Origin of the sequence: Stenotrophomonas sp. ZAC14A_NAIMI4_1 (assembly GCF_003086915.1) — a bacterium.
In the GTDB taxonomy this organism is placed as follows: Bacteria; Pseudomonadota; Gammaproteobacteria; order Xanthomonadales; family Xanthomonadaceae; genus Stenotrophomonas.
Genome location: NZ_CP026002.1, coordinates 4584878 through 4605397, shown reverse-complemented (window position 1 = coordinate 4605397; position 20520 = coordinate 4584878). Strand labels below are relative to the sequence as shown.

16 protein-coding genes and 1 pseudogene are annotated in these 20520 nt (G+C 67.7%); 10 read left to right on the top strand and 7 right to left on the bottom strand.

Features of this window, described 5'->3' with window-relative positions; translation table 11 throughout:
• On the bottom strand, nucleotides 1-2160 hold the full coding sequence (locus C1926_RS21010; protein ID WP_174214139.1) for a bifunctional (p)ppGpp synthetase/guanosine-3',5'-bis(diphosphate) 3'-pyrophosphohydrolase: 2160 nt from the start codon (nucleotides 2158-2160) through the stop codon (nucleotides 1-3).
• Between the two features lie 242 nt (nucleotides 2161-2402).
• On the opposite strand from C1926_RS21010, the pseudogene pgaC reads away from it, so the two are divergent.
• The 3 genes and pseudogenes from pgaC (at nucleotide 2403) to C1926_RS20995 (ending at nucleotide 4691) form a co-directional block, all read left to right on the top strand.
• A pseudogene (pgaC, locus tag C1926_RS21005) lies at nucleotides 2403-3659 on the top strand (poly-beta-1,6-N-acetyl-D-glucosamine synthase).
• Nucleotides 3656-4108: a poly-beta-1,6-N-acetyl-D-glucosamine biosynthesis protein PgaD gene (pgaD, locus tag C1926_RS21000; RefSeq protein WP_108760544.1), complete on the top strand. Its 453-nt coding sequence runs from the start codon at nucleotides 3656-3658 to the stop codon at nucleotides 4106-4108. The pseudogene pgaC and the gene pgaD overlap by 4 nt, the downstream one beginning before the upstream one ends.
• Before the next feature lie 58 nt (nucleotides 4109-4166).
• Nucleotides 4167-4691 carry a hypothetical protein gene (locus tag C1926_RS20995; protein WP_108760543.1) on the top strand — a complete coding sequence of 175 codons (525 nt, stop codon included), beginning with the start codon at nucleotides 4167-4169 and terminating at the stop codon, nucleotides 4689-4691.
• 94 nt (nucleotides 4692-4785) lie between these two features.
• On the opposite strand, the gene hrpA is transcribed toward C1926_RS20995, so the two are convergent.
• Nucleotides 4786-8868, bottom strand: coding sequence for an ATP-dependent RNA helicase HrpA (gene hrpA / locus C1926_RS20990; protein WP_108760542.1), 4083 nt, complete (start codon nucleotides 8866-8868; stop codon nucleotides 4786-4788).
• Nucleotides 8869-8954: 86 nt separating this feature from the next.
• On the opposite strand from hrpA, the gene C1926_RS20985 reads away from it, so the two are divergent.
• The 6 genes from C1926_RS20985 (at nucleotide 8955) to C1926_RS20960 (ending at nucleotide 15877) form a co-directional block, all read left to right on the top strand.
• A complete protein-coding gene (locus C1926_RS20985) occupies nucleotides 8955-9503 on the top strand; it encodes a Dps family protein (protein ID WP_079222875.1) in 549 nt (182 codons plus the stop codon).
• Nucleotides 9504-10059: 556 nt separating this feature from the next.
• Nucleotides 10060-11865 (top strand): DNA helicase RecQ, encoded by a 1806-nt coding sequence (gene recQ / locus C1926_RS20980; RefSeq protein WP_079222876.1) that lies wholly within the window; start codon nucleotides 10060-10062, stop codon nucleotides 11863-11865.
• Between the two features lie 212 nt (nucleotides 11866-12077).
• Nucleotides 12078-12458, top strand: coding sequence for a CopL family metal-binding regulatory protein (locus tag C1926_RS20975; RefSeq protein WP_108760541.1), 381 nt, complete (start codon nucleotides 12078-12080; stop codon nucleotides 12456-12458).
• A 58-nt stretch (nucleotides 12459-12516) separates the two neighbouring features.
• Nucleotides 12517-14334, top strand: a complete 1818-nt coding sequence (locus C1926_RS20970) for a copper resistance system multicopper oxidase (RefSeq protein ID WP_108760540.1) — start codon at nucleotides 12517-12519, stop codon at nucleotides 14332-14334.
• Complete coding sequence (locus C1926_RS20965) at nucleotides 14331-15296, top strand: copper resistance protein B (RefSeq protein ID WP_108760539.1); 966 nt, start codon at nucleotides 14331-14333, stop codon at nucleotides 15294-15296. Before C1926_RS20970 ends, C1926_RS20965 begins: the two co-directional genes overlap by 4 nt.
• A gap of 68 nt (nucleotides 15297-15364) precedes the next feature.
• Entirely contained in the window at nucleotides 15365-15877 is a 513-nt protein-coding gene (locus tag C1926_RS20960; protein WP_108760538.1) for a GNAT family N-acetyltransferase, read from the top strand.
• Between the two features lie 170 nt (nucleotides 15878-16047).
• On the opposite strand, the gene C1926_RS20955 is transcribed toward C1926_RS20960, so the two are convergent.
• Nucleotides 16048-16359: a zf-TFIIB domain-containing protein gene (locus C1926_RS20955; protein WP_108760537.1), complete on the bottom strand. Its 312-nt coding sequence runs from the start codon at nucleotides 16357-16359 to the stop codon at nucleotides 16048-16050.
• A gap of 232 nt (nucleotides 16360-16591) precedes the next feature.
• Here C1926_RS20955 and C1926_RS20950 point away from each other — a divergent pair, with 232 nt between their 5' ends.
• Nucleotides 16592-17014 carry a response regulator gene (locus C1926_RS20950; protein WP_108747225.1) on the top strand — a complete coding sequence of 141 codons (423 nt, stop codon included), beginning with the start codon at nucleotides 16592-16594 and terminating at the stop codon, nucleotides 17012-17014.
• A gap of 223 nt (nucleotides 17015-17237) precedes the next feature.
• On the opposite strand, the gene C1926_RS20945 is transcribed toward C1926_RS20950, so the two are convergent.
• Genes C1926_RS20945 through C1926_RS20930 form a run of 4 tightly spaced genes read right to left on the bottom strand, consistent with a single transcriptional unit; the run spans nucleotide 17238 to nucleotide 19861 of the window.
• Nucleotides 17238-17591 carry a DUF2750 domain-containing protein gene (locus C1926_RS20945; protein ID WP_216822034.1) on the bottom strand — a complete coding sequence of 118 codons (354 nt, stop codon included), beginning with the start codon at nucleotides 17589-17591 and terminating at the stop codon, nucleotides 17238-17240.
• A complete protein-coding gene (locus C1926_RS20940) occupies nucleotides 17588-18016 on the bottom strand; it encodes an SMI1/KNR4 family protein (protein WP_108760776.1) in 429 nt (142 codons plus the stop codon). The genes C1926_RS20945 and C1926_RS20940 overlap by 4 nt, the downstream gene beginning before the upstream one ends.
• Before the next feature lie 19 nt (nucleotides 18017-18035).
• Nucleotides 18036-18980 carry an alpha/beta hydrolase-fold protein gene (locus C1926_RS20935; RefSeq protein ID WP_108760536.1) on the bottom strand — a complete coding sequence of 315 codons (945 nt, stop codon included), beginning with the start codon at nucleotides 18978-18980 and terminating at the stop codon, nucleotides 18036-18038.
• A 29-nt stretch (nucleotides 18981-19009) separates the two neighbouring features.
• Complete coding sequence (locus C1926_RS20930) at nucleotides 19010-19861, bottom strand: alpha/beta hydrolase-fold protein (RefSeq protein ID WP_108760535.1); 852 nt, start codon at nucleotides 19859-19861, stop codon at nucleotides 19010-19012.
• Nucleotides 19862-20520: the final 659 nt, after the last annotated feature.

Below are 20520 nucleotides of genomic sequence, written 5' to 3'. Positions count from 1 at the left end.
TCAGCCCAGACGACGCGCCTCGCTCACGCCCGGCAGTGCATCCAGCTTGCCCAGCAGGTTCGACAGCTGGCCGTAATCGGTCACCTTCAGGCGCAGGCGCAGGTGCGCGCGGCCGCTGTTGCGCACGTTGTCGCTGTGGATGTCGAGCACGTACGCGTCTTCCTGTGCGATCAGGTTGGTGATGTCCTTCAGCAGCCAGCGGCGGTCGACCGCGCTGACCACCACGTCCACTTCGTAGCCGCCGCCGGCCTGGCCCCATTCCACTGGCAGGATGCGCTGCGGGCTGGCGGCGGCAAGCCGTGCCAGCGCCGCGCAGTCTGCACGATGCACGGTGACACCCCGGCTACGGGTCAGGTAGCCGACGATGGGCTCGCCCGCCACCGGCTGGCAGCAGCGCGCCAGCTGCACCAGCAGGTTGCCCACGCCCTGCACGGTGAACTTGGAATTGCCCAGGTTCTCGCGGCGCGCGGTCGGCCGCGGCAGGGTCGGCGCAGGCGCCGGCTGGCTGGCCGCACGCTCGGCTTCCAGCAGCGCACGGCTGACCTGGTTGGGGCCGGTATCGCCCAGCGCCACCTGGATGTACAGGTCGTCGATGCTGTCGGCGTGGAACTTCTTCGCTGCCGCTGCCAGGTCCGAATGCTGCAGGCCCAGCCGCTTCAGCTCGCGCTCCAGCAGCTCGCGGCCGGCCTGCACGTTGCGTGCGCGGTCAAGCTTGTGGAACCAGCTGCGCACCTTTTCGCGCGAGCGGTTGCTGGCCAGGAAGCCCAGTGCCGGCATCAGCCAGTCACGGCGGGGATCGGCCTCCTTGCCGGTCAGGATCTCCACGCGGTCGCCGCTGCGCAGGCGGTAGGTGAGCGGCACGATGCGGCCATTGACCTTGGCGCCCCGGCAGCGGTGGCCCACCATGGTGTGCACCTGGTAGGCGAAATCGAGCGGCGTGGCGCCCTGCGGCAGGTCCAGCACCTCATCCTTGGGGCTCAGCGCGTAGACCCGGTCTTCGGTCAGCTCGGCATCCAGCGCGCCGGCCAGTTCGTTGCCCTGCCCTTCCTGCGCCTGCTCCAGCAGCTGCCGCATCCAGGTGATCTTGCGATCAAAGGCTTTTTCCGCGCCCTTGCTGCCTTCCTTGTACTTCCAGTGCGCGGCCACGCCCAGCTCGGCCTGCGCGTGCATGTCATGGGTGCGGATCTGCACTTCAATGGTGCGCCCTTCCGGGCCGACCACGGCGGTATGCAGCGAACGGTAGTCGTTGGCCTTGGGGCGGGCGATGTAGTCGTCGAACTCGCTGGGCACCGGTGCCCACAGTGCGTGCACCACGCCCAGCGCGGCGTAGCAGGCGGCCACATCGTCCACCATCACCCGCACCGCACGGATGTCGTACAGCTGGTCGAAGGCCAGCCGCTTCTTCTGCATCTTCCGCCAGATGCTGTAGATGTGCTTGGGCCGCCCGCTCACTTCAGCGTGGATGCCCTGCGCGGCCAGTTCGCGCGACAGCGTCTTCTTGACGTGCTCGACGTAGCGTTCGCGGGCGATGCGCGTTTCGTCCACTTCGCGCGCGATGCGGCGGTAGGTGTCCGGCTCCAGGTGGCGGAACGCCAGGTCCTCCAGCTCCCACTTCAACTGCCAGATACCCAGGCGGTTGGCCAGCGGGGCATGGATGTCACGGGTCAGCTGGGCCAGCGCGCGGCGCTGCTCCTCATCCAGCTTGTCGGCCGCACGCATGCGCGCCAGCTGCCGGGCCAGCAGGATCGGCACCACCCGCAGGTCGTGGATGATGGCCAGCAGCAAGCGGCGCAGGCCTTCGCTGTTGCGCCCGGCTTCGCGGCCGGCATGCAGTGCCCAGACCGGATCGGCGGCGTCCTGGCCGTCCAGCAGCCCGGCCACCGCGGCCTTGTGGCTGCCCAGCGGCAGCGCGTCCAGGTGCGCGCGCAGGCCCGGCAGGTCGAACAGCAGGGCGGCCAGCACCGCGCCTTCGTCGGCCGACAGCAGGGCCAGTGCGTCCAGCGTATCGGCCAGGATCGACAGGCTGCTGCCACGCATCTCGTGCGAGGTATCGGCAGCGTCCCACCACTGCAGCAGGGCTTCGCGCAGCGGCGCGGGCAGCACCGCTGCCGAGGGACGGTTCAACAAGGCTTCCAGGCCGGGGGCAGACGCGCGGTTCACAGCATCGGACATCAAAGACAGAGGGCTCTACGGTAACGCTCCGCCCGTTCAGGAACAATCGCCAGCGCCTTCATCGACGCTCATGTGTTCATGCCGGCGCACGCCCGTGGCGGCGGGCGCGGCACCCTGCTTCCTGACTGGACGGTTCAGACAACCACGCCGGGTTTACAAACCGCTGGGCATGGTCGAGCCCGTTGCGGTGGTGTGCCGCAGCGTGCCTGCGGGGAGTGCCGATGTCGTGGATGGAAAACGTTTCACTCGTCACGCTGCTGTTCAACTTCGCCTTCTTCTATCCGGTCGTGATGGCCTTTTTCTGGATGGTCGGCGGCATCTACTACTACCTGCGCCGCGAACGCGGTGCGCCACGCCCTGACGCGCCCCCGCCACTGCGCAGCCAACCGCCGGTCAGCGTGCTGGTGCCCTGCTTCAACGAGGCGCGGCACATCGCAGACACGATCCACGCCATCGCTGCACAGGCCTACCCGCGGCTGGAAATCATCGCCATCAACGATGGCAGCAGCGATGACAGCGCCACCGTGCTGGAGAGCCTGCTGCCGCAGTACCCGAACCTGCGCGTGGTGCACCTGGAACAGAACCAGGGCAAGGCCAACGTACTGCGCATCGGTGCACTGGCCGCGCGTTAGGAATTCCTGGTCTGCGTGGATGCCGATGTGCTGCTGGACCCGCATGCCACGCGCTGGATGGTGGGCCACCTGATCGACGGCCCGCGCGTTGGCGCGGTCACCGGCAACCCGCGCGTACGCAACCACACCACCCTGCTGGCCCGCATGCAGGTGGGCGCGTTCTCGGCCATCATCGGCCTGATCAAGCGCGCCCAGCGCGTCTACGGCCGGCTGTTCACCCTGTCCGGTGCCATCTGCGCGTTCCGCCGCACCGCGCTGCATCGGGTGGGCTTCTGGAACGACCGCATGGTCACCGAAGACATCGACATCTCCTGGCGCCTGCAACTGGATGGCTGGGACATCCGCTACGAACCCAACGCGCTGTGCTGGGTGCTGATGCCTGAAACCCTGCGCGGCCTGTGGCGGCAGCGCCTGCGCTGGGCACGCGGCGGCGTGGAAGTCCTGCTGCAGCACGGGCGCAGGGTGCTGTCGTGGCGGCGGCGGCGGATGTGGGCCGTACTGCTGGAATACGCCCTGAGCCTGGCCTGGGCCTACACCATGCTGGTCATCGTGCTGCTGTGGCTGCTCGGCAAGGTGGTGCCCCTGCCCCGCGCGCTCTACGTGGATACGCTGCTGCCGCGCTGGCACGGCGTCGTGCTGGCGCTGGTGTGCCTGCTGCAGTTCGGCACCAGCCTGCTGATCGAACGCCGCTACGAACGCGGCCTGGCGCGCCAGTTCTACTGGGTCATCTGGTATCCGCTGGCCTTCTGGACCATCGGCATGGCCGCCGCCGTGGTGGCGCTGCCGCGCACCCTGCTGTCGTGGCGGAAGCAGCAGCGTGCGCGCTGGATCAGTCCGGACCGGGGGGTTTCATGACGCCGCCACCTGTCATCGTCCGGCCCGAGCGGCTGGCGCGCCAGAAGCGCTTCCTGCAGCGCGCAGCCACCCTGCTGGCCTGGTCGGCCTACGCCTGGCTGTGGGTGCCGCTGGCCACGCTGGTCGCCTGGGTCCTGGGCCTGCAGGCGGGCTGGGACCGGCTGTACCTGCAGCGCAACGCGGTCGACCCCTTCATTCTCGCCGCGCTGCCGATCATCGCGCTGCTGTGCGGGCTGCTGCTGATCGGCTGGGCCGAGTACAACCGTACACGATTTGCCGACGCCGACCGCCGCCTGCGCCGCCCGGACGTGGCCGACGCGGCAGTGCGGGAGCGGCTGCAGGCCCCCGCCCAGGTGATGCATACCCTGCGCCGGCACCGGGTGGTGACCGTGCGCATGGACGAGCAGGCGCGGCCGGTGAAAGCCTGGCGGAAGCCGCGCGGGCCGTAGGGCAGGTGCCGCTTGGCGTGGCCTGCTCTACACTCGGGCCACCTCCAGGAGAAACGCCATGTCCCTGCGCCTGCTGCGCCCGCTCTGCGTCGCCCTTGTTCTGTGTACTGCCGCGATGCCGGCCCTGGCCCAACGGGTTGTCGAAGGCGACCTGCAGGCCCAGATGACCCAGGCCGAGTTCAAGGCCGCCGGCCTGGACAAGCTCAGTGCCGCCGAACTGGCCACGCTCAACCGCTGGCTGCAGGGCAAGGTCGAAGCGGCCACCACCCAGGCCGTGGCCGCCGTGCGCGAAGAAGCACGCGAAGAGGGCCGCCAGGAAGTGATCGTCAAGAACCGCGGGTTCTTCGATTTCGGCAGCAGTGAACCGGTGACCGGCGTGCTGCAGGGCGAGTTCCGCGGCTTCGGCAAGGGCCGCGTCTACACCCTGGACAACGGCCAGGTGTGGGAACAGACCGACGCCACCAGCCTCAGCGGCGTGCGCCGCACGTCGCCCAAGGTCAGCATCTCGCCCGGCATGATGGGCGTGTGGTACATGAAGGTGGAAGGCGTGAACACCCAGGCCAAGGTGCGCCGCACCAAGTAACGCCGTGGCCTTGCTGTAGAGCCGAGCCCACGCTCGGCTGCTTGCAATGCATCGAAAGGCAGCCGAGCGTGGGCTCGGCTCTACAGGACTGGATTCACGCCTGGCGCAGCGCGGTCACCCGCTGTGCCAGTTTCTTGGCCGAGATGCCGGTGCGCGCACCCAGTTCCTGCGCGAACAGCGATACCCGCAGCTCTTCCAGGTCCCAGCGCAGCGCCTGCCATTGCGGGCGCTCACGCAGGCCCTGCTCATCACCGGCACGCAGCGCGTCCAGGAACGGATGCAGTTCCAGCATGCGCGCCTGGTCGCGTGGCGGATCGCGCTTGGCGCGTTCAGTGCGCAGAATCATCGCCTTCAGGTAGCGCGGGTACTGCGCCAACGCGTCGGCCGGCGTATCGCGCAGGAAGCCGGGATGGATCAGGCCCACCAGCTGCGCTTCCATGTCATCCAGGTTGCCACGCGCCCAGCCCATCAGCGGTGCTTCCAGCAGCGGCTTCAGTTCCGCCACCAGCGCCAGGATCGTCTCGGCCAGTTTCAGCCGCGACATCGCCTCGCCGAACAGCGCCTTGGCCGCGTGGTCGCGACGCTGCTCGAACGCCGCCGCATCGCGGATGTCCTCCAGCCCTTCGGCCAGCACGGCGTTCATCGCCGCATCGACCAGATCCCCACGCAGGCGTTCCTGCGATTCGATGGCCGCATACAGCAGGCCGGTCTTGGGCGCGACCGGCAGCTGCTTGCGCGCCTGCTTCACTTTCTCCGCCAGGGCGATCTCCAGCAGACGGCGCACGCCCAGCGGATGGGCCTCCTGTGCCTGCTGGCGGTCGGCGAAGATGCGCAGCGCCACGCTGTCACCCTCGTCCAGCAGCGCCGGATAGGCCGGCACGCCGGCTTCGCCCGGTACCTGCAGCGGAATCGGCGTGGCCGGGAACGTGCGCAGCCCATCGGCCGCCATCTCGCGGCCAGCCCGCGCAGCGAAGGCATCACCGGCACGGCCACCGAACGTCGCACGCAGCGCATCGAGGTCACGCGAGGTGGCCAGCACCTTGCCGTGCTCATCGCGCAGGCGCAGGTTCATGTGCAGGTGCGGCTCGATCGAACCGGGCTCGAAATCAAGCGCGCTCACCGTCGCGCCGGTCGCACGTGACAGGAAGCGCGCCAGTTCACCGCTGATGGCATCGGCGCTGGGCTGCGGGAACGCCTCGAAGAAGGCGCGGCCGAAGTCCGGTGCCGGCACGTAGTTGCGGCGCATCGCCTTGGGCAGGCTGCGGATCAGCGCCGAGGCCTTGTCGGCCACGAAGCCCGGCGCCAGCCAGCCCAGCTGCACCGGGTCCAGCGCATTGAGCAGGTGCAACGGCACGTCCAGGGTCACGCCGTCGTCGTCGGCGCCCGGCTCGAAGCGGTAATGCAGCGGCAGGCGCGCCTGTCCCAGCGGCAAGTACTTGGGGTAGCGCTCCTGCTCGCTGCCTTCGCCGGGCAGCAGGTCGACCAGCGACCAGTGCAGCGTCCTGCGCTGTTCCGGCGGCAGTGCTTTCCACCAGGTATCCAGGCCAGCGGCCGAATGGATCTGCGGCGGCACCCGGTCCAGGTACCAGCGCGCCTGCCAGTCCTCGTCGGCGACGATGCCGGCACGGCGCAGCTTGGCCTCTTCCTCGCGGGCCAGTTCCAGCACCTTCTGGTTGTCGGCCACGAAGCTGGCGCGGGTGTTGATCTCGCCGGTCACCAGCGCCTGCCGCACGAAGATGTCATGCGCCTCGCCGGGCTCGATGCGGCCGTAGTGCACCGGCTTCTTCGGTGCCAGCACCAGGCCGAACAGGCTGATCTGCTCGGACGCCAGCACCTGGCCCTGCGCGCGCGACCAGTGCGGGTCGAAGTGCTTGCGCAGCAGCAGGTGCGGCAGCTCGGCGATCACCCAGTCCGGCTCGATCGCAGCCAGGGTCATGCCCCAGACCTTCTGTGTATCCAGCAGGTTGGCCACCAGCAGCCACGGCGGCGGGCGCTTGGACAGCGTCGAGCCCGGGAACGGCAGGAAGCGGCGCTGCCGCGGGGCCTGGAAATCGCCCTTTTCGGTGCGATGGCCGATCTGCGTCGGCAGGCCTGCCACCAGTGCGCGGTGCAGGGTCTGGTAGGCGGCCGCACGTACGCGTTCGCTGAAACCGCCCCCGGCGGGGGCCTGTTCCTTCTGTGCGCGCACGGCCACCGGGGCCGGCGCGGCTTCGGCCTTGCCTTCGCGGGCCAGGCGCGCGGCGCGGTGCAACTGGCCACGGGTGGCCTTCACCGCCGCCGCATCGTCACGCGCCGGCGCTGGCGCACTGCTGCCAGCCAGCAACGGTGCCATCGAGGCATCGCTGGTTTCTTCCTTCCAGCCCAGTTCTTCGCAGAGCAGGCGCAGCTGGCGGTGCAGCTCGCGCCATTCGCGCATGCGCAGGAAACCGAGGAAGTGGCGCCCGCACCAGTCGCGCAGCTTGGATTGGGTCAGGTCTTCGTGGGCCTGCCGGTAGGCATCCCACAGCCGCAGCACGCCGACGAATTCAGAGCGGCCATCGGCGAACTGCGCATGCGCGCTGTCGGCCGCACCGCGGGCTTCGGGCGGGCGCTCGCGCGGGTCCTGGATGCCCAGGAACGAGGCGATCACCAGCATCGACCGCAGGCAGCCGGCGGCCTGCGCGGCCACCAGCATGCGCGCCAGCTTCACGTCCACCGGCAGGCGTGCCATCTGCTTGCCGATGGTGGTCATGCGCCGCTCGGCATCGATCGCGCCCAGCTCGGTCAGCTGCTGCCAACCGTCGGCCACCGCACGTTCGTCCGGCGCTTCCAGGAACGGGAAATCCTCGATGCGGCCCAAACCCAGCTGCAGCATGCGCAGGATCACCCCGGACAGGCTGGAGCGGCGGATTTCCGGATCGGTGAACTCCGGCCGCGCCTGGAAATCAGCCTCGGCGTACAGGCGGTAGCAGATGCCTTCGGCGATACGCCCGCAGCGGCCCTTGCGCTGGTTGGCGCTGGCCTGCGAGATCGGCTCGATGTGCAGGCGGTCCAGCTTGTTGCGCGGGCTGTAGCGCTTGACGCGGGCAAAACCCGGATCGACCACGTAGCGGATGCGCGGCACCGTCAGCGAGGTTTCCGCCACATTCGTGGCCAGCACGATGCGCCGGTTCGGGCCGGGGTTGAACACCCGGTCCTGGTCCTGGTTGGACAACCGCGCGTACAGCGGCAGCACCTCGGTGTTGCGGTACTTGCGCCGTTCCAGCGACTGGTGCGCGTCGCGGATCTCGCGTTCGCCGGGCAGGAAGATCAGCACGTCGCCGCGCGAATCCAGGCGGGTGATCTCGTCGATGGCCGACACGATGGCATCGTTGACGGTGCGCTCGCCCTGGTCTTCGCCCTCGCCTTCCAGCGCGCGGTAGCGCACTTCCACCGGGAAGGTGCGGCCTTCCACGCTGATCACCGGTGCATTGTCGAAATGCTGGGCGAAGCGTTCGGTGTCGATGGTGGCCGAGGTGACGATCAGCTTCAGGTCCGGGCGCTTGCGCAGCAGCTGCTTCAGGTAGCCCAGCAGGAAGTCGATGTTGAGGCTGCGTTCGTGCGCCTCGTCGACAATGATCGTGTCGTAGTTCGACAGCCAGCGGTCGCTGGCGATCTCCGCCAGCAGGATGCCGTCGGTCATGAACTTGATGCGGCTGTCTTCGCTGACCTTGTCGTTGAAGCGCACCTGGTAGCCGACCAGCTGGCCCAGCTCGCTCTGCAGTTCCTGTGCCACGCGGCTGGCCACCGCACGTGCGGCAATCCGTCGCGGCTGGGTGCAGCCGATCATGCCGGCCTGGCCCCGGCCCGCGGCCAGGCACAGCTTGGGCAGCTGAGTGGTCTTGCCCGAGCCGGTTTCGCCGGCAATCACCACCACCTGGTGGTCGCGGATCAGGCCGATGATCGCCTCGGCTTCACGCGCAATCGGCAGCTGCGGGTCCAGAGTAATGGCCGGCTGCTGTTGCGCCCGTACCTGCCGGCGCTGCACCGACGCCTGCAAGGCCTGCTCAAAGCTGGTCGCCAGAGCGGCATCGTCTGGCTTGGCCTGGCAACGCGAGAGCATTCCCAGCAAACGGCCCCGGTCGCGGCTCATGGCGCCGTCAATGGCGGCGCGCTGTTGGCGCAGGCGGGGCGGCGGATTTTTATCGATAGCGTTCATCAATCGGTTCGTTCAAAACTTTGAAAGCGACCAGTCATCGAGACTGATTTACTGTGAAGGCCAACGATTCCACAAGGAGGAACCCCATGGCGAAGACCAAGAGCACGACCAAGCCCAAGACCGGCAAGCAGAAGCTTGCAGCGGCGGCACCGTCGGCACCCAACATCGATATCGGGATCACCCAGGGCGACCGCAAGAAGATCGCCGACGGTCTGTCGCGGTTCCAGGCTGACGCGTTCACGCTCTACCTGAAGACCCACAACTTCCACTGGAACGTGACCGGTTCGATGTTCAACTCGCTGCACACGATGTTCGAGACGCAGTACACCGAGCAGTGGGCGGCGCTGGACGACGTGGCCGAGCGTATCCGTGCGCTGGGTTTCAATGCCCCGGGCTCCTACCGGGAATTTGCTGCGCTGACCTCGATCGCCGAGGAGCCGGGCCTGACCGACAGTGCGGACTGGCGGGAAATGGTACGCCAGTTGGTGGTCGCCAACGAAGCGGTCTGCCGTACGGCGCGTGAAGTGCTGGATGTGGCGGACGACGCCGACGACGCCCCGACCGAGGATCTGATGACCCAGCGCCTGCAGACCCACGAGAAGTACGCCTGGATGCTGCGCTCGCTGTTGCAGTAAGGGTTGAGGGGGTTTGGCAGGGCTTGCAGCCCTGCACCTGCAGAGGCCTTGAATCCAAGGCCAGAGCCAGAGCAAAGCGGGTTTCCTGAAAGTTGGCGGGGTGGGTCCGGTTGAGGGGGACGCCGTAAACCCGTCCATGGGGGCTTGGTCGCGGCATCCATGCCGCTCACACCCCCTCAACCGGACCCACCCCGCCTTCGACAGTTTTCCGCGATCTGCCAGCAAACCCTGGGGTCGGATCCCGTTGCTACGCAACGGGCTCTGACCCCATTTTGTTTGTCGATATCTGACAGATTTCATCCACGCATGGCGTGGATGGACCCACCGTCACCGGGAAACTGTCGGGGGTGGGGCGGTGTGGGCTTGCAGGACCGTTGGCGCCATGGATGGCGCCTACGAGCCCCCATGGATGGGTTTACGGCGTGTCCTGCAAGCCCACACCGCCCCGCCCAACCAGCAGACACCCCAGAGCCGGCTGTTGCCTTTGACGTTGCTCTGGCTGCCAGCAGGTGCAGGGCGCAGCCCTGCCGCCGCCTCCGGGAGGTAAACTAGCCGGATGGCTTCCCGTCCCGCGCACGAACTGCTCCAACGCGTCTTTGGTTACGACGATTTCCGTGGTCCCCAGCAGGACATCGTGGAGCACGTGGCTGCCGGTCATGACGCCCTGGTCCTCATGCCCACCGGCGGCGGCAAGTCGCTGTGCTACCAGGTCCCGGCCCTGCTGCGCGATGGCGTCGGCATCGTCATCTCCCCGCTCATCGCCCTCATGCAGGACCAGGTCGAAGCCCTGCGCCAGCTCGGCGTGCGCGCCGAATACCTGAACTCGACCCTGGATGGCGAAACCGCCGCCCGCGTCGAGCGCGAGCTGCTGGCCGGCGAACTGGACATGCTCTATGTCGCCCCCGAGCGCCTGCTGACCGGCCGCTTCCTGTCCCTGCTCTCGCGCAGCCACATCGCCCTGTTCGCCATCGACGAGGCGCACTGCGTGTCGCAGTGGGGCCACGATTTCCGCCCCGAATACCGCCAGCTGACCGTCCTGCACGAGCGCTGGCCGGATATTCCGCGCATCGCCCTCACCGCCACCGCCGACCCGCCCACCCAGCGCGAGATCGCCGAGCGCCTGGACCTGGCCGAGGCACGGCACTTCGTCAGCTCCTTCGACCGCCCCAACATCCGCTACACCGTGGTGCAGAAGGACAACGCCCGCAAGCAGCTGACCGATTTCCTGCGCGGCCACCGCAGCGAGGCCGGCATCGTCTACTGCATGTCGCGGCGCAAGGTCGAGGAGACTGCTGAATTCCTCTGCGGCCAGGGTTTCAATGCCCTGCCCTACCACGCCGGCCTGCCGCCGGAGGTGCGGGCCAACAACCAGCGCCGCTTCCTGCGCGAGGACGGCATCGTCATGTGCGCCACCATCGCCTTCGGCATGGGCATCGACAAGCCGGACGTGCGCTTCGTGGCGCACACCGACCTGCCCAAGTCGATGGAAGGCTATTACCAGGAAACCGGCCGCGCCGGCCGCGATGGCGAGGCCGCCGAGGCCTGGCTGTGCTACGGCCTGGGCGATGTGGTGCTGCTCAAGCAGATGATCGAGCAGTCCGAGGCCAGCGAGGAACGCAAGCAACTGGAGCGGTCCAAGCTGGACCACCTGCTGGGCTACTGCGAATCCATGCAGTGCCGACGCCAGGTGCTGCTGGCCGGCTTCGGCGAAACCTACCCGCAGCCCTGCGGCAACTGCGACAACTGCCTGACCCCGCCGGCCGCCTGGGATGCCACCGTTCCCGCGCAGAAAGCACTGAGCTGCGTCTACCGCAGCGGCCAGCGCTTCGGCGTCGGCCACCTGATCGACATCCTGCGCGGCAGCGAGAACGAGAAGATCAAGCAGCAGGGCCACGACAAGCTGAGCACCTATGCCATCGGCCGCGACCTGGATGCGCGCACGTGGCGCAGCGTGTTCCGCCAGCTGGTGGCGGCCAGCATGCTGGAAGTGGACAGCGAGGGCCATGGCGGGCTGCGCCTGACCGACGCCAGCCGTGACGTGCTGACCGGCCGCCGCCAGGTCAGCATGCGCCGCGATGCCGCCAGCACCAGCGGCGGCCGCGAGCGCAGCGCGCAGCGCACCGGCCTGTCGGTGCTGCCGCAGGACCTGGCCCTGTTCAACGCCCTGCGCAGCCTGCGGGGCGAGCTGGCGCGCGAACAGAACGTCCCGGCCTTCGTGATCTTCCACGACAGCACCCTGCGCAACATCGCCGAGCAGCGGCCGACCAGCCTGGACGAACTGGCCCGGGTCGGCGGCATCGGCGGCACCAAGCTGAGCCGCTACGGCCCGCGTCTGGTGGAGATCGTGCGCGAGGAAGGGTGACCGTTCTGCCGTGCCGCGCTGCGCGCTCGCCGGGCGTGGCCCGGCGCTACCGCATGCGGTGTATGCCGTTGTAGAGCCGAGCCCATGCTCGGCTGCCGTCGCCGCAGAAGCAGCCGAGCATGGGCTCGGCTCTACATTGGCGCTGCTCCAACCTTGAACACGCCATTCAGCAAGAAGTGCATCGCGCGCCGCTTGCCGCTAGATTGACGCCCATGTCCCTCGCCTCGACCCTGCTCCGCGTCGTGCTCATGCTCAGCCTGTTGCTCAACGGGCTGAACGCGGCCATGGCCAGCGGGCACGAGCAGATGGGCCAGATGACGCACGCCATGGCCGCCGCAGACGCGGCCGAGGGCGATTGCCATCACCACGCTGGCATGAAGGCCGAGCCCGCGCCCCAGGCCGAAGCACCGGCCCACGACGCCCACTGCCAGATCAAGGACTGCGTGCGCAGCTGCGCCCAGCACCCGTTGCTGGCCGTGCAGCCGCAGCCGTTCCTGGCCGGCCCGGCCTTGTCGCTGGCCCCGCAGCCGATGCCCGGCGCTGGCCGCCCGGCACCGCCGCTGCCGCCCATCTCACGCCCTCCCATCGGCTGATTCCACGCGTACCGCTGCCGGCTTCCTGCCGGCGCCTTCCCGTGTCTGGAGTCACCCCATGAATACCCGCATTCCCCCCGGCCCGGGCGGCCTGCCCATGCCGTCGCGCCGCCTGTTCGTACAGGGCCTGGCTGCTGGCGGCGTAGTGGCCGGCGCCACCGCCATCGGCGTGCCGCAGCGCGCGCTTGCCGCGGCCAGTGCCACCCCGCGCCTGGCCGGCGCGCCCGCCGTGCTGACCGATACCCGCATCGAACTGGCCATCGGCGAGTCGCTGGCCAACTTCACCGGCCGCACCCGCCCGGCCATCACCGTCAACGGCTCGCTGCCCGCGCCCATCCTGCGCTGGCGCGAAGGCCAGACCGTAGACCTGTTCGTGCGCAACACGCTCGACCGCCACCCCACCTCCATCCACTGGCACGGCATCCTGCTGCCGGCCAACATGGACGGCGTGCCCGGCCTCAGCTTCAACGGCATCGGCCCCGGCGAGACCTACCACTACCACTTCCAGCTGAGGCAGTCGGGCACCTACTGGTACCACAGCCATTCGATGTTCCAGGAGCAGGCCGGCCTGTACGGCGCGCTCATCATCGACCCGGCCGAACCGGCGCCGTACCACCACGACCGCGAGCACGTGATCCTGCTCTCGGACTGGACCGACATGGATCCGGGCGCGCTGTTCCGGCGCATGAAGAAGCTGGCCGAGCACGACAACTACTACAAGCGCACCCTGTCCGACTTCGTGCGCGACGTGCGCCGCGATGGCTGGTCGGCCGCCCTGGCCGACCGTGGCATGTGGGGCCGCATGCGGATGACGCCCACCGACATCTCCGACGTCAACGCCCACACTTACACCTACCTGATGAACGGCACCGCCCCGGCCGGCAACTGGACCGGCTTGTTCCGCAGCGGCGAGAAGGTGCTGCTGCGCTTCATCAACGGCGCCTCGATGACCTACTTCGACGTGCGCATCCCTGGACTGAAGATGACCGTGGTCGCCGCCGACGGCCAGTACATCCACCCGGTCAGCATCGATGAATTCCGCATCGCCCCGGCCGAGACCTATGACGTGCTGGTGGAACCGACCGGGCAGGACGCCTTCACCATTTTCTGCCAGGACATGGGCCGCACCGGCTTCGCCGCCGGCACCCTGGCCGTGCGCCATGGCCTGCAGGCGCCGGTGCCGCAGCGCGACCCGCGCCCGCTGCTGACGATGTCCGACATGGGGCATGACATGGGTGACCACGACATGGGCGGCCACGGTGGCCACGACATGGCCGCGATGAAGAGCATCGAAGGCGGCTGCGGTGCCAGCATGGGCCACGGCGCGCATGGCAGCGGCAGCACCAGCAAGGCACCGCAGCACCCGGCCAGCGAACGAAACAACCCGCTGGTGGACATGCAGAGTTCGGCCAGCGAACCCAAGCTGGATGATCCCGGCATCGGCCTGCGCGACAACGGCCGCCAGGTGCTCACCTACGGCGCCATGCACAGCCTGTTCGAAGACCCGGATGGCCGCGAGCCGAGCCGCGAGATCGAGCTGCACCTGACCGGGCACATGGAAAAATTCGCCTGGTCGTTCGACGGCATTCCCTTCGCCAGCGCCGAACCGCTGCGGTTGAACTACGGCGAGCGCATGCGCATCGTGCTGGTCAACGACACCATGATGCAGCACCCCATCCACCTGCACGGCGTGTGGAGCGACGTGGAAAACGCACAGGGTGAATTCCAGGTGCGCAAGCACACCGTGGACATGCCGCCGGGCACGCGCCGCAGCTACCGCGTGCGCGCCGATGCACTCGGCCGCTGGGCGTACCACTGCCACCTGCTGTACCACATGGAAGCAGGCATGATGCGCGAAGTGAGGATCGAAGAATGAGCCGTCACCTCTCCCGCAGCCTGCTGGCCCTGGGCCTGGCCGCCGCCCTGCCCGCGTTCGCGCAGTCGCATGACGCGCATGCCGGCCATGACATGGCCACGCCCGCAAAGGCGCCTGTCGACCATTCGAAGATGGATCATTCCAAGATGGATCATTCGAAGATGGACCACGGCGCGATGGACCACTCGCAGATGGATCATTCGCAGATGGATCATTCGGCAATGGGCCACGACATGCCCATGACCGCGCCGAGTGAACCGCGCGAACCCATTCCGGTGCCCACCGACGCCGACCGCGCTGCCGCCTTCCCGCCCATCGACCATGGCGCCATGGAACACGCCCCGGACATCAACAGCCTGCTGCTGATCGATCGCCTGGAACACTGGGACGGCAGGAACGGTGACGGCCAGGCCTGGGAAGCCACCGGCTGGATCGGCGGCAACATCAACCGCCTGTGGCTGCGCAGCGATGGCGAGCGCAGTGGTGGCCGCACCGCGTCTTCGTCACTGGAAGCGCTGTACGGCCGCAGCGTGTCGCCGTGGTGGGACGTGCTGGTGGGCGTGCGCCAGGATTTCCGCCCGGCCGATTCGCGCACCTGGGCCGCCATCGGCATCCAGGGCCTGGCGCCGTACAAGTTCGAAAGCTCGGCCACGCTTTACCTGGGCTCCGGCGGGCAGGTGCTGGCCAAGGCTGAAGTGGAGTACGAGGTGCTGCTGACCAACCGGCTGATCCTGCAGCCGCTGGTGGAAGCGACGCTGGCAGCCAAGGACGAACCGGAACATGGCATCGGCCGCGGCCTGAACAAGGTCGAGACCGGCCTGCGCTTGCGTTACGAGTTCAGCCGCCGCTTCGCGCCCTACATCGGCATCAGCCACGAGCGCAGTTTCGGCGATGCTGCCGACCAGGCCGGTGACCACGCGCGCGACACACGCTGGGTGGCCGGTTTGCGCATGTGGTTCTGAAGCACGACAGGGCCCCGGCAACTGCCGGGGCCAGCTACACTGCGCCGCGTTCCATCCTACACACCACCATGTCCCTGCAGATCCGCCGCGCCACCCTGGCCGATGCCGAAGCGCTTTCGGCCATCGCCATTGCCACCTACACCGAAACCTGGGGTGATTCGTACCCGCCGCAGGAGCTGGACGTGTTCCTGCAGGACCACTACGGCATCGCGCCGCAGCGCGAGGAACTGTCCGACCCGCGCAGCGCGGTCTGGCTGCTGCTGGAGGATGCGGACGTGGTCGGCTACCTGGCCGCCGGTGCCAACACCCTGCCGCATGCCGATGCACGCGAGGGCGACATCGAACTGAAGCGGCTGTACATCCTCGCCGCCCACCAGAACGGCGGGCATGGCGCGCGCCTGATGGATGCGTTCATCGCTTGGCTGGACCAGCCCCGGCACCGCACCCTGTGGGTGGGGGTGTGGGAGGAGAACTTCGCCGCGCAGCGCTTCTACGCGCGCTATGGCTGCGAGAAGGCCGGCGAGTACGACTTCATCGTCGGCAGCACGCTGGACCGCGAGTTCATCCTGCGCCGGCGGTAGAGTCGAGCTTGCTCGACTGCTGCCGGCAACAGCCAGTCGAGCACGGCTCGACTCTACAGAGAGCGAAGCAGTCGAGCACGGCTCGACTCTACAGAGAGCGAAGCAGTCGAGCTCGGCTCGACTCTACAAAGAGCGAAGCAGTCGAGCACGGCTCGACTCTACAAACAGCGTCAGAAGTCGAACAGCTCCGACAGGAAGCTCTCTTTCTTCTTTTTCTTGTAACCGTGGCCGTACTGCCCACGGTGCTCATCCTGGCGCTGGCCAAGATGGCGGGTATCGCGATGCATCACCGGCGGCGGCGCGACCTGCGGCGCGGCCTGCACCGGGGCCGGCGGCGGCACTGCAGCGCCGGCACGCTCGATGATCTTGTCCAGCTCGCCACGATCCAGCCACACGCCACGGCAGCCCGGGCAATAGTCGATCTCGATGCCATGGCGCTCGGCCATCTGCAGGGTCTGGGTGGTACACACGGGGCACTGCATGGGCGTCGCTCCTGTTGGTCAGCCCTCGACTCTACCTGTGCATCGATGACTGCCCGGCAACATGACCCTCGGCACAGGGCCGTCGCCCTGCCCGCCATTGTCGTATTAAGCCTGCAACTGCGCCCAAAGCGTGCTGTAACGCCGTATTAGCCAACCCTGCACGCCGGGATCACCCCACGGTCGAGCATACTTGCGCGCCTTTTCACCAAACGCTGTCCGGAGTTGTCGCGTCATGTTGCTGTCCAAGCGCCACGTAGAGCCCCGCGTCCTGCTGATCGAGGACGCCGAGGAAACCCGCGAGCTGAGCCGCATGGCGCTGGAGAGCCAGGCGTGCCACGTGGTGGGCGTGAGCTCGGCCGAAGCCGCGCTGGGCCTGCTGGCCGCCGGCGAGCGCTTCGACCTGCTGTTCACCGACGTCAACCTGGGCCTGGTCAGCGGCATCGAGGCCGCCAACCACGTGCGCGGCCTGTACCCGCAGCTGCCGATCCTGGTCACCTCGGGCATGGACCAGCACGCGGTGCTGCCGCAGCTGCGCGATGGCATCCACTTCCTGCCCAAGCCGTACAACATGAGCGAGCTGCTCGACGCCATCCGGCTGTGCTTCCGCCACGCCGATGCCGGCGTGCTGACCGGCCCGGACGCGCAGGCCGCCTGAAGCCCTGATCCACGCGTGGCGTGGATCTACTGGACACTGAAGTAGATCCACGCCATGCGTGGATGACCGTCGACCAGCCCCAACGCGCAGGCCGCCTGAAGCCTTGATCCACGCGTGGCGTGGATCTACTGACACTGAAGTAGATCCACGCCATGCGTGGATGACCGTCGACCGGCCCCGACGCGCAGGCCGCCTGAAGCCCGGATCCACGCGTGGCGTGGATCTACCGCAGCGCTTCCAGCAGGACCTCAGGGCGGAGTTCCAGGCCCGCCAGATCAGCATTGAAATTGACACCGGCCAGGGCACCGTCGCGCTGCATGCCCGGCAGCCAGCGCTGCATGAAGGCCTCCAGCGCAATGACGGTAGGCACGTAATCCGCCCACTCGTCCACCGCATGCCGTGCGGCATACGCCCGGTCGGACCAGAACACCAGCACGTCCTCGTCACCGTCATTGGAGGGGCAGTACGCCCACCCGCGCGCCTCGCTGCGCAGGCCCCACACCTCGCCATGCTCGCGCACGCGGCGGATGAAGCGCTCTTTCAGCAGTTCCATGTCGGCCGCCAGGTGCAGGCTCATGGCAGCCACGCGTTCATCATGTCGTACAGCGAGGGGAAGAGCATCTCCACCTCCCCCTCATCGTGCAGGTAAAGCATGATTTCACCTCGGGCAGATATCAGAACAGGATTACCGGCACCATCATCGGAAATAGCGAGCGCAGTGCGCAGGTGATCCGACACGTCGTCGCCGTAACGCTCACGGAACCCCAGGGTCAGCTCGGTCACCGTCTCACGCCCGATCAACGATCCGTTCGCGAACGCGTGAATATCCACGCCGCCGAACGAACCGCCGAAGTGCTTGATGAAGGCCACGTACTGCGGCGCAAACACGGTCCCGAGTATCTGCTGGGCCGCTTCGATCTCGGCGTCCGTTGCCGGTTGCCCGCGCAGGCTGGGATGCTCGGCCAGCAGAGCTTCCACCCTGGCAACCAGTTCGGGCGGCATCGGCGTGCCGCTACGATCCTCAGCCACCGGTGTACGGTCCCACACCCGGCATCACCTCCAGCAGCGCACGGGTGATCTCCCGCGGGTAGACCGTCAGGTGGTCCTCACCATCGATCACCACGTTGTCCACCTGCAGCTTGCGGCCACCACGCTGCAGCTGGGCAGTGAAATCTCCGGCCTGCCGCAGCATGTCGTTGCCGGTGGAATAGCGCGGCCCCGGCTTGACCGTTTCGTAGCTGCCCACCGACAGCAGCACGCGTGTCGGCTGTGCCGGAACCACGGCGTTGTCCTGCATGCGCGGCAGCAGCAGTTCGTCGAACCACAGCGAAGGACTCGACAGGATGTAGGTGCTGAACAGGTCCGGCTGGGTGGTGAGCACATAAGCGCCAAACAACGCGCCATAGGAATGGCCGGCAAACGCGCGTCGCGCCGGATCGGTGCGGTAGCGCGCGTCGATCATCGGCAGCACCTCTGCGGCCAGGAAGTCGCGGTAATGCTCGGCACCGCCGTAGGTCACGTCATCACTGTAGTAACCGTCAGCCCTCCGCACGGGATTGCTGGGCGTGTAATCACGCGAGCGGCTCTGCTTGGAGGTCAGGCCTTCCTGCGGCGGCAGCCCGACCAGGATGAAGTTCTCGATGTTCACGCCCTGCTGCCCCACCAGGTTGCGCACGCTGCGCACCAGCGGAAAGCTGTACAGCGCATCGGTCACGTACAGCACCGGATAGCGCTTTTCAGGGTGTGCGGCGTAGTCGGCCGGCAGGGCAACCCAGATCGGGTAGTCGCGGCCGACCGGGTCGTGCACGCGCAGCGCTTCGGTATCGGGCAGCACCACGCCAGGCGTGGCGGTGGCTGCTGCCGGATCTTGCTTTGGTGTGTCCTGCGCCGCCGGTGGTGTCACCGACATCGCGCACCCGGCCAGTGCCAGGCACATCACCGCACTCCATCCACGTCTGTGCTTCATCACCGTTTCTCCTGTAGCCGCCAGCGCCATCAAGGCTGCGCCGGCGGGTGCGCCGGGAACAGCGTGCGCAGCGCCTGCAGCGCCGCCGGGTGGTAGACCGTGCCGTGGGTTTCCTGCGGGAACGGCTGATAGTCGACCTGCAGCGAGGGCGAGGCGCCCTGCAGCAGCGTGCTTAGTTGCTGCGTGGTCTGCGCCAGCTCCGGCTGCCCGCTGCTGGCCAGGAACACGCGCGGCGTGGCCTTGGCCACCGCCGGCAGCAGCTTCGGTGTCGAGGCCAGCAACGCGCCCTTGTTCCACCACAGGCTGGGGTCCAACGCGATGTAGCTGTTGAACAGGGTCGGCTCCTGCAGCAGCGTTTCCACCACGAACAGGCCGGCCAGCGATTCGCCGATCAGCGCGCGCTCGTCGGTGGTCGGGTAACGCTGGCGCACCTGCGGCATCAGTTCGTCACGCAGGAAGGTGCGATAGGCCGCCGAGCCGCCGATGCGCGGTGCGATCTTCCTGTCTTCCGGGTCGCTGCTGGGGCCGGTCATGTCGCGGCGGCGCTCGGTGTTCTCGATGCCCACCAGCAGGAACGGGCGCATGCTGTCGTTGCCGGTCAGCACCTGCACCAGGCCGGCCACGTGCAGGAAGTCCTCGCCAATGCCACCATCAGGCATGTACAGCACCGGCAGCGGTGTCTTCGGGTCCAGGCCCCAGGGCTGCGGGCGGTACACGTTGATGCGGCGGGTTTCGCCCAGCGCCTTCGATTCGAGGGTGAAGGTTTCACCGATCACCAGCGGCGTGGCCGGCGCTGCCTGTGCAGCCGGTGCCGGTTCGGCAGCCCACAGCGGCGTCGCAGCGACGGCGGACAACAACAGCGACAGCACGATCAAGCGCATGGAGCAACCCGTCCTGGGAAAGATGCCGAGCATAACGCGCTCTTGGCAGCGATGGCGCTGTGCGATGCTACCCTGCATCGTTTCCTACAAGGAGTTGGAACATGGGTGCATTCAGCATCTGGCATTGGCTCATCCTTCTGGCGGTCATCCTGATCCCGCTCGGCATCGCCGGCGTGATCGCAGCGATTGTTCTCAACCGACGCAAGTAGATCCACGCCATGCGTGGATGCCCCACCACGCGACATTCCCCGGTAGAACCGAGCCCACGCTCGGCTGCCGTTGGCGCAGCAACAATCGCCGCACCCCTGTCGCATCTGCACTGAAAATCAGCCGCCAGACGCGCTCGCCCGACCGCCTTCGAAAGAAATATTGAAGCCAGCCATACACGAGCAGCTTCACACCGAATGGCGCGCACACTGCGATTTACGCCATTTCTCAGCGCGATCCGCCACGCGTTCCAGTAGATGCGTCGCGTCCTGTCGTTTGCTGCGCCAAACGCGCCTGCGACAATAGTTGTAAGCGCCTGCACTCGGCGGAGTTTCAGAAAACTCCGATTGAAATCCAGGCGCGGGCGTAACCAACATGCTGCGCCACCGACAACGGGTGGCACCGGGCCTGCAAGCCCGGGGAGACATCAAGCATGTTGTTTGCGCTCACCC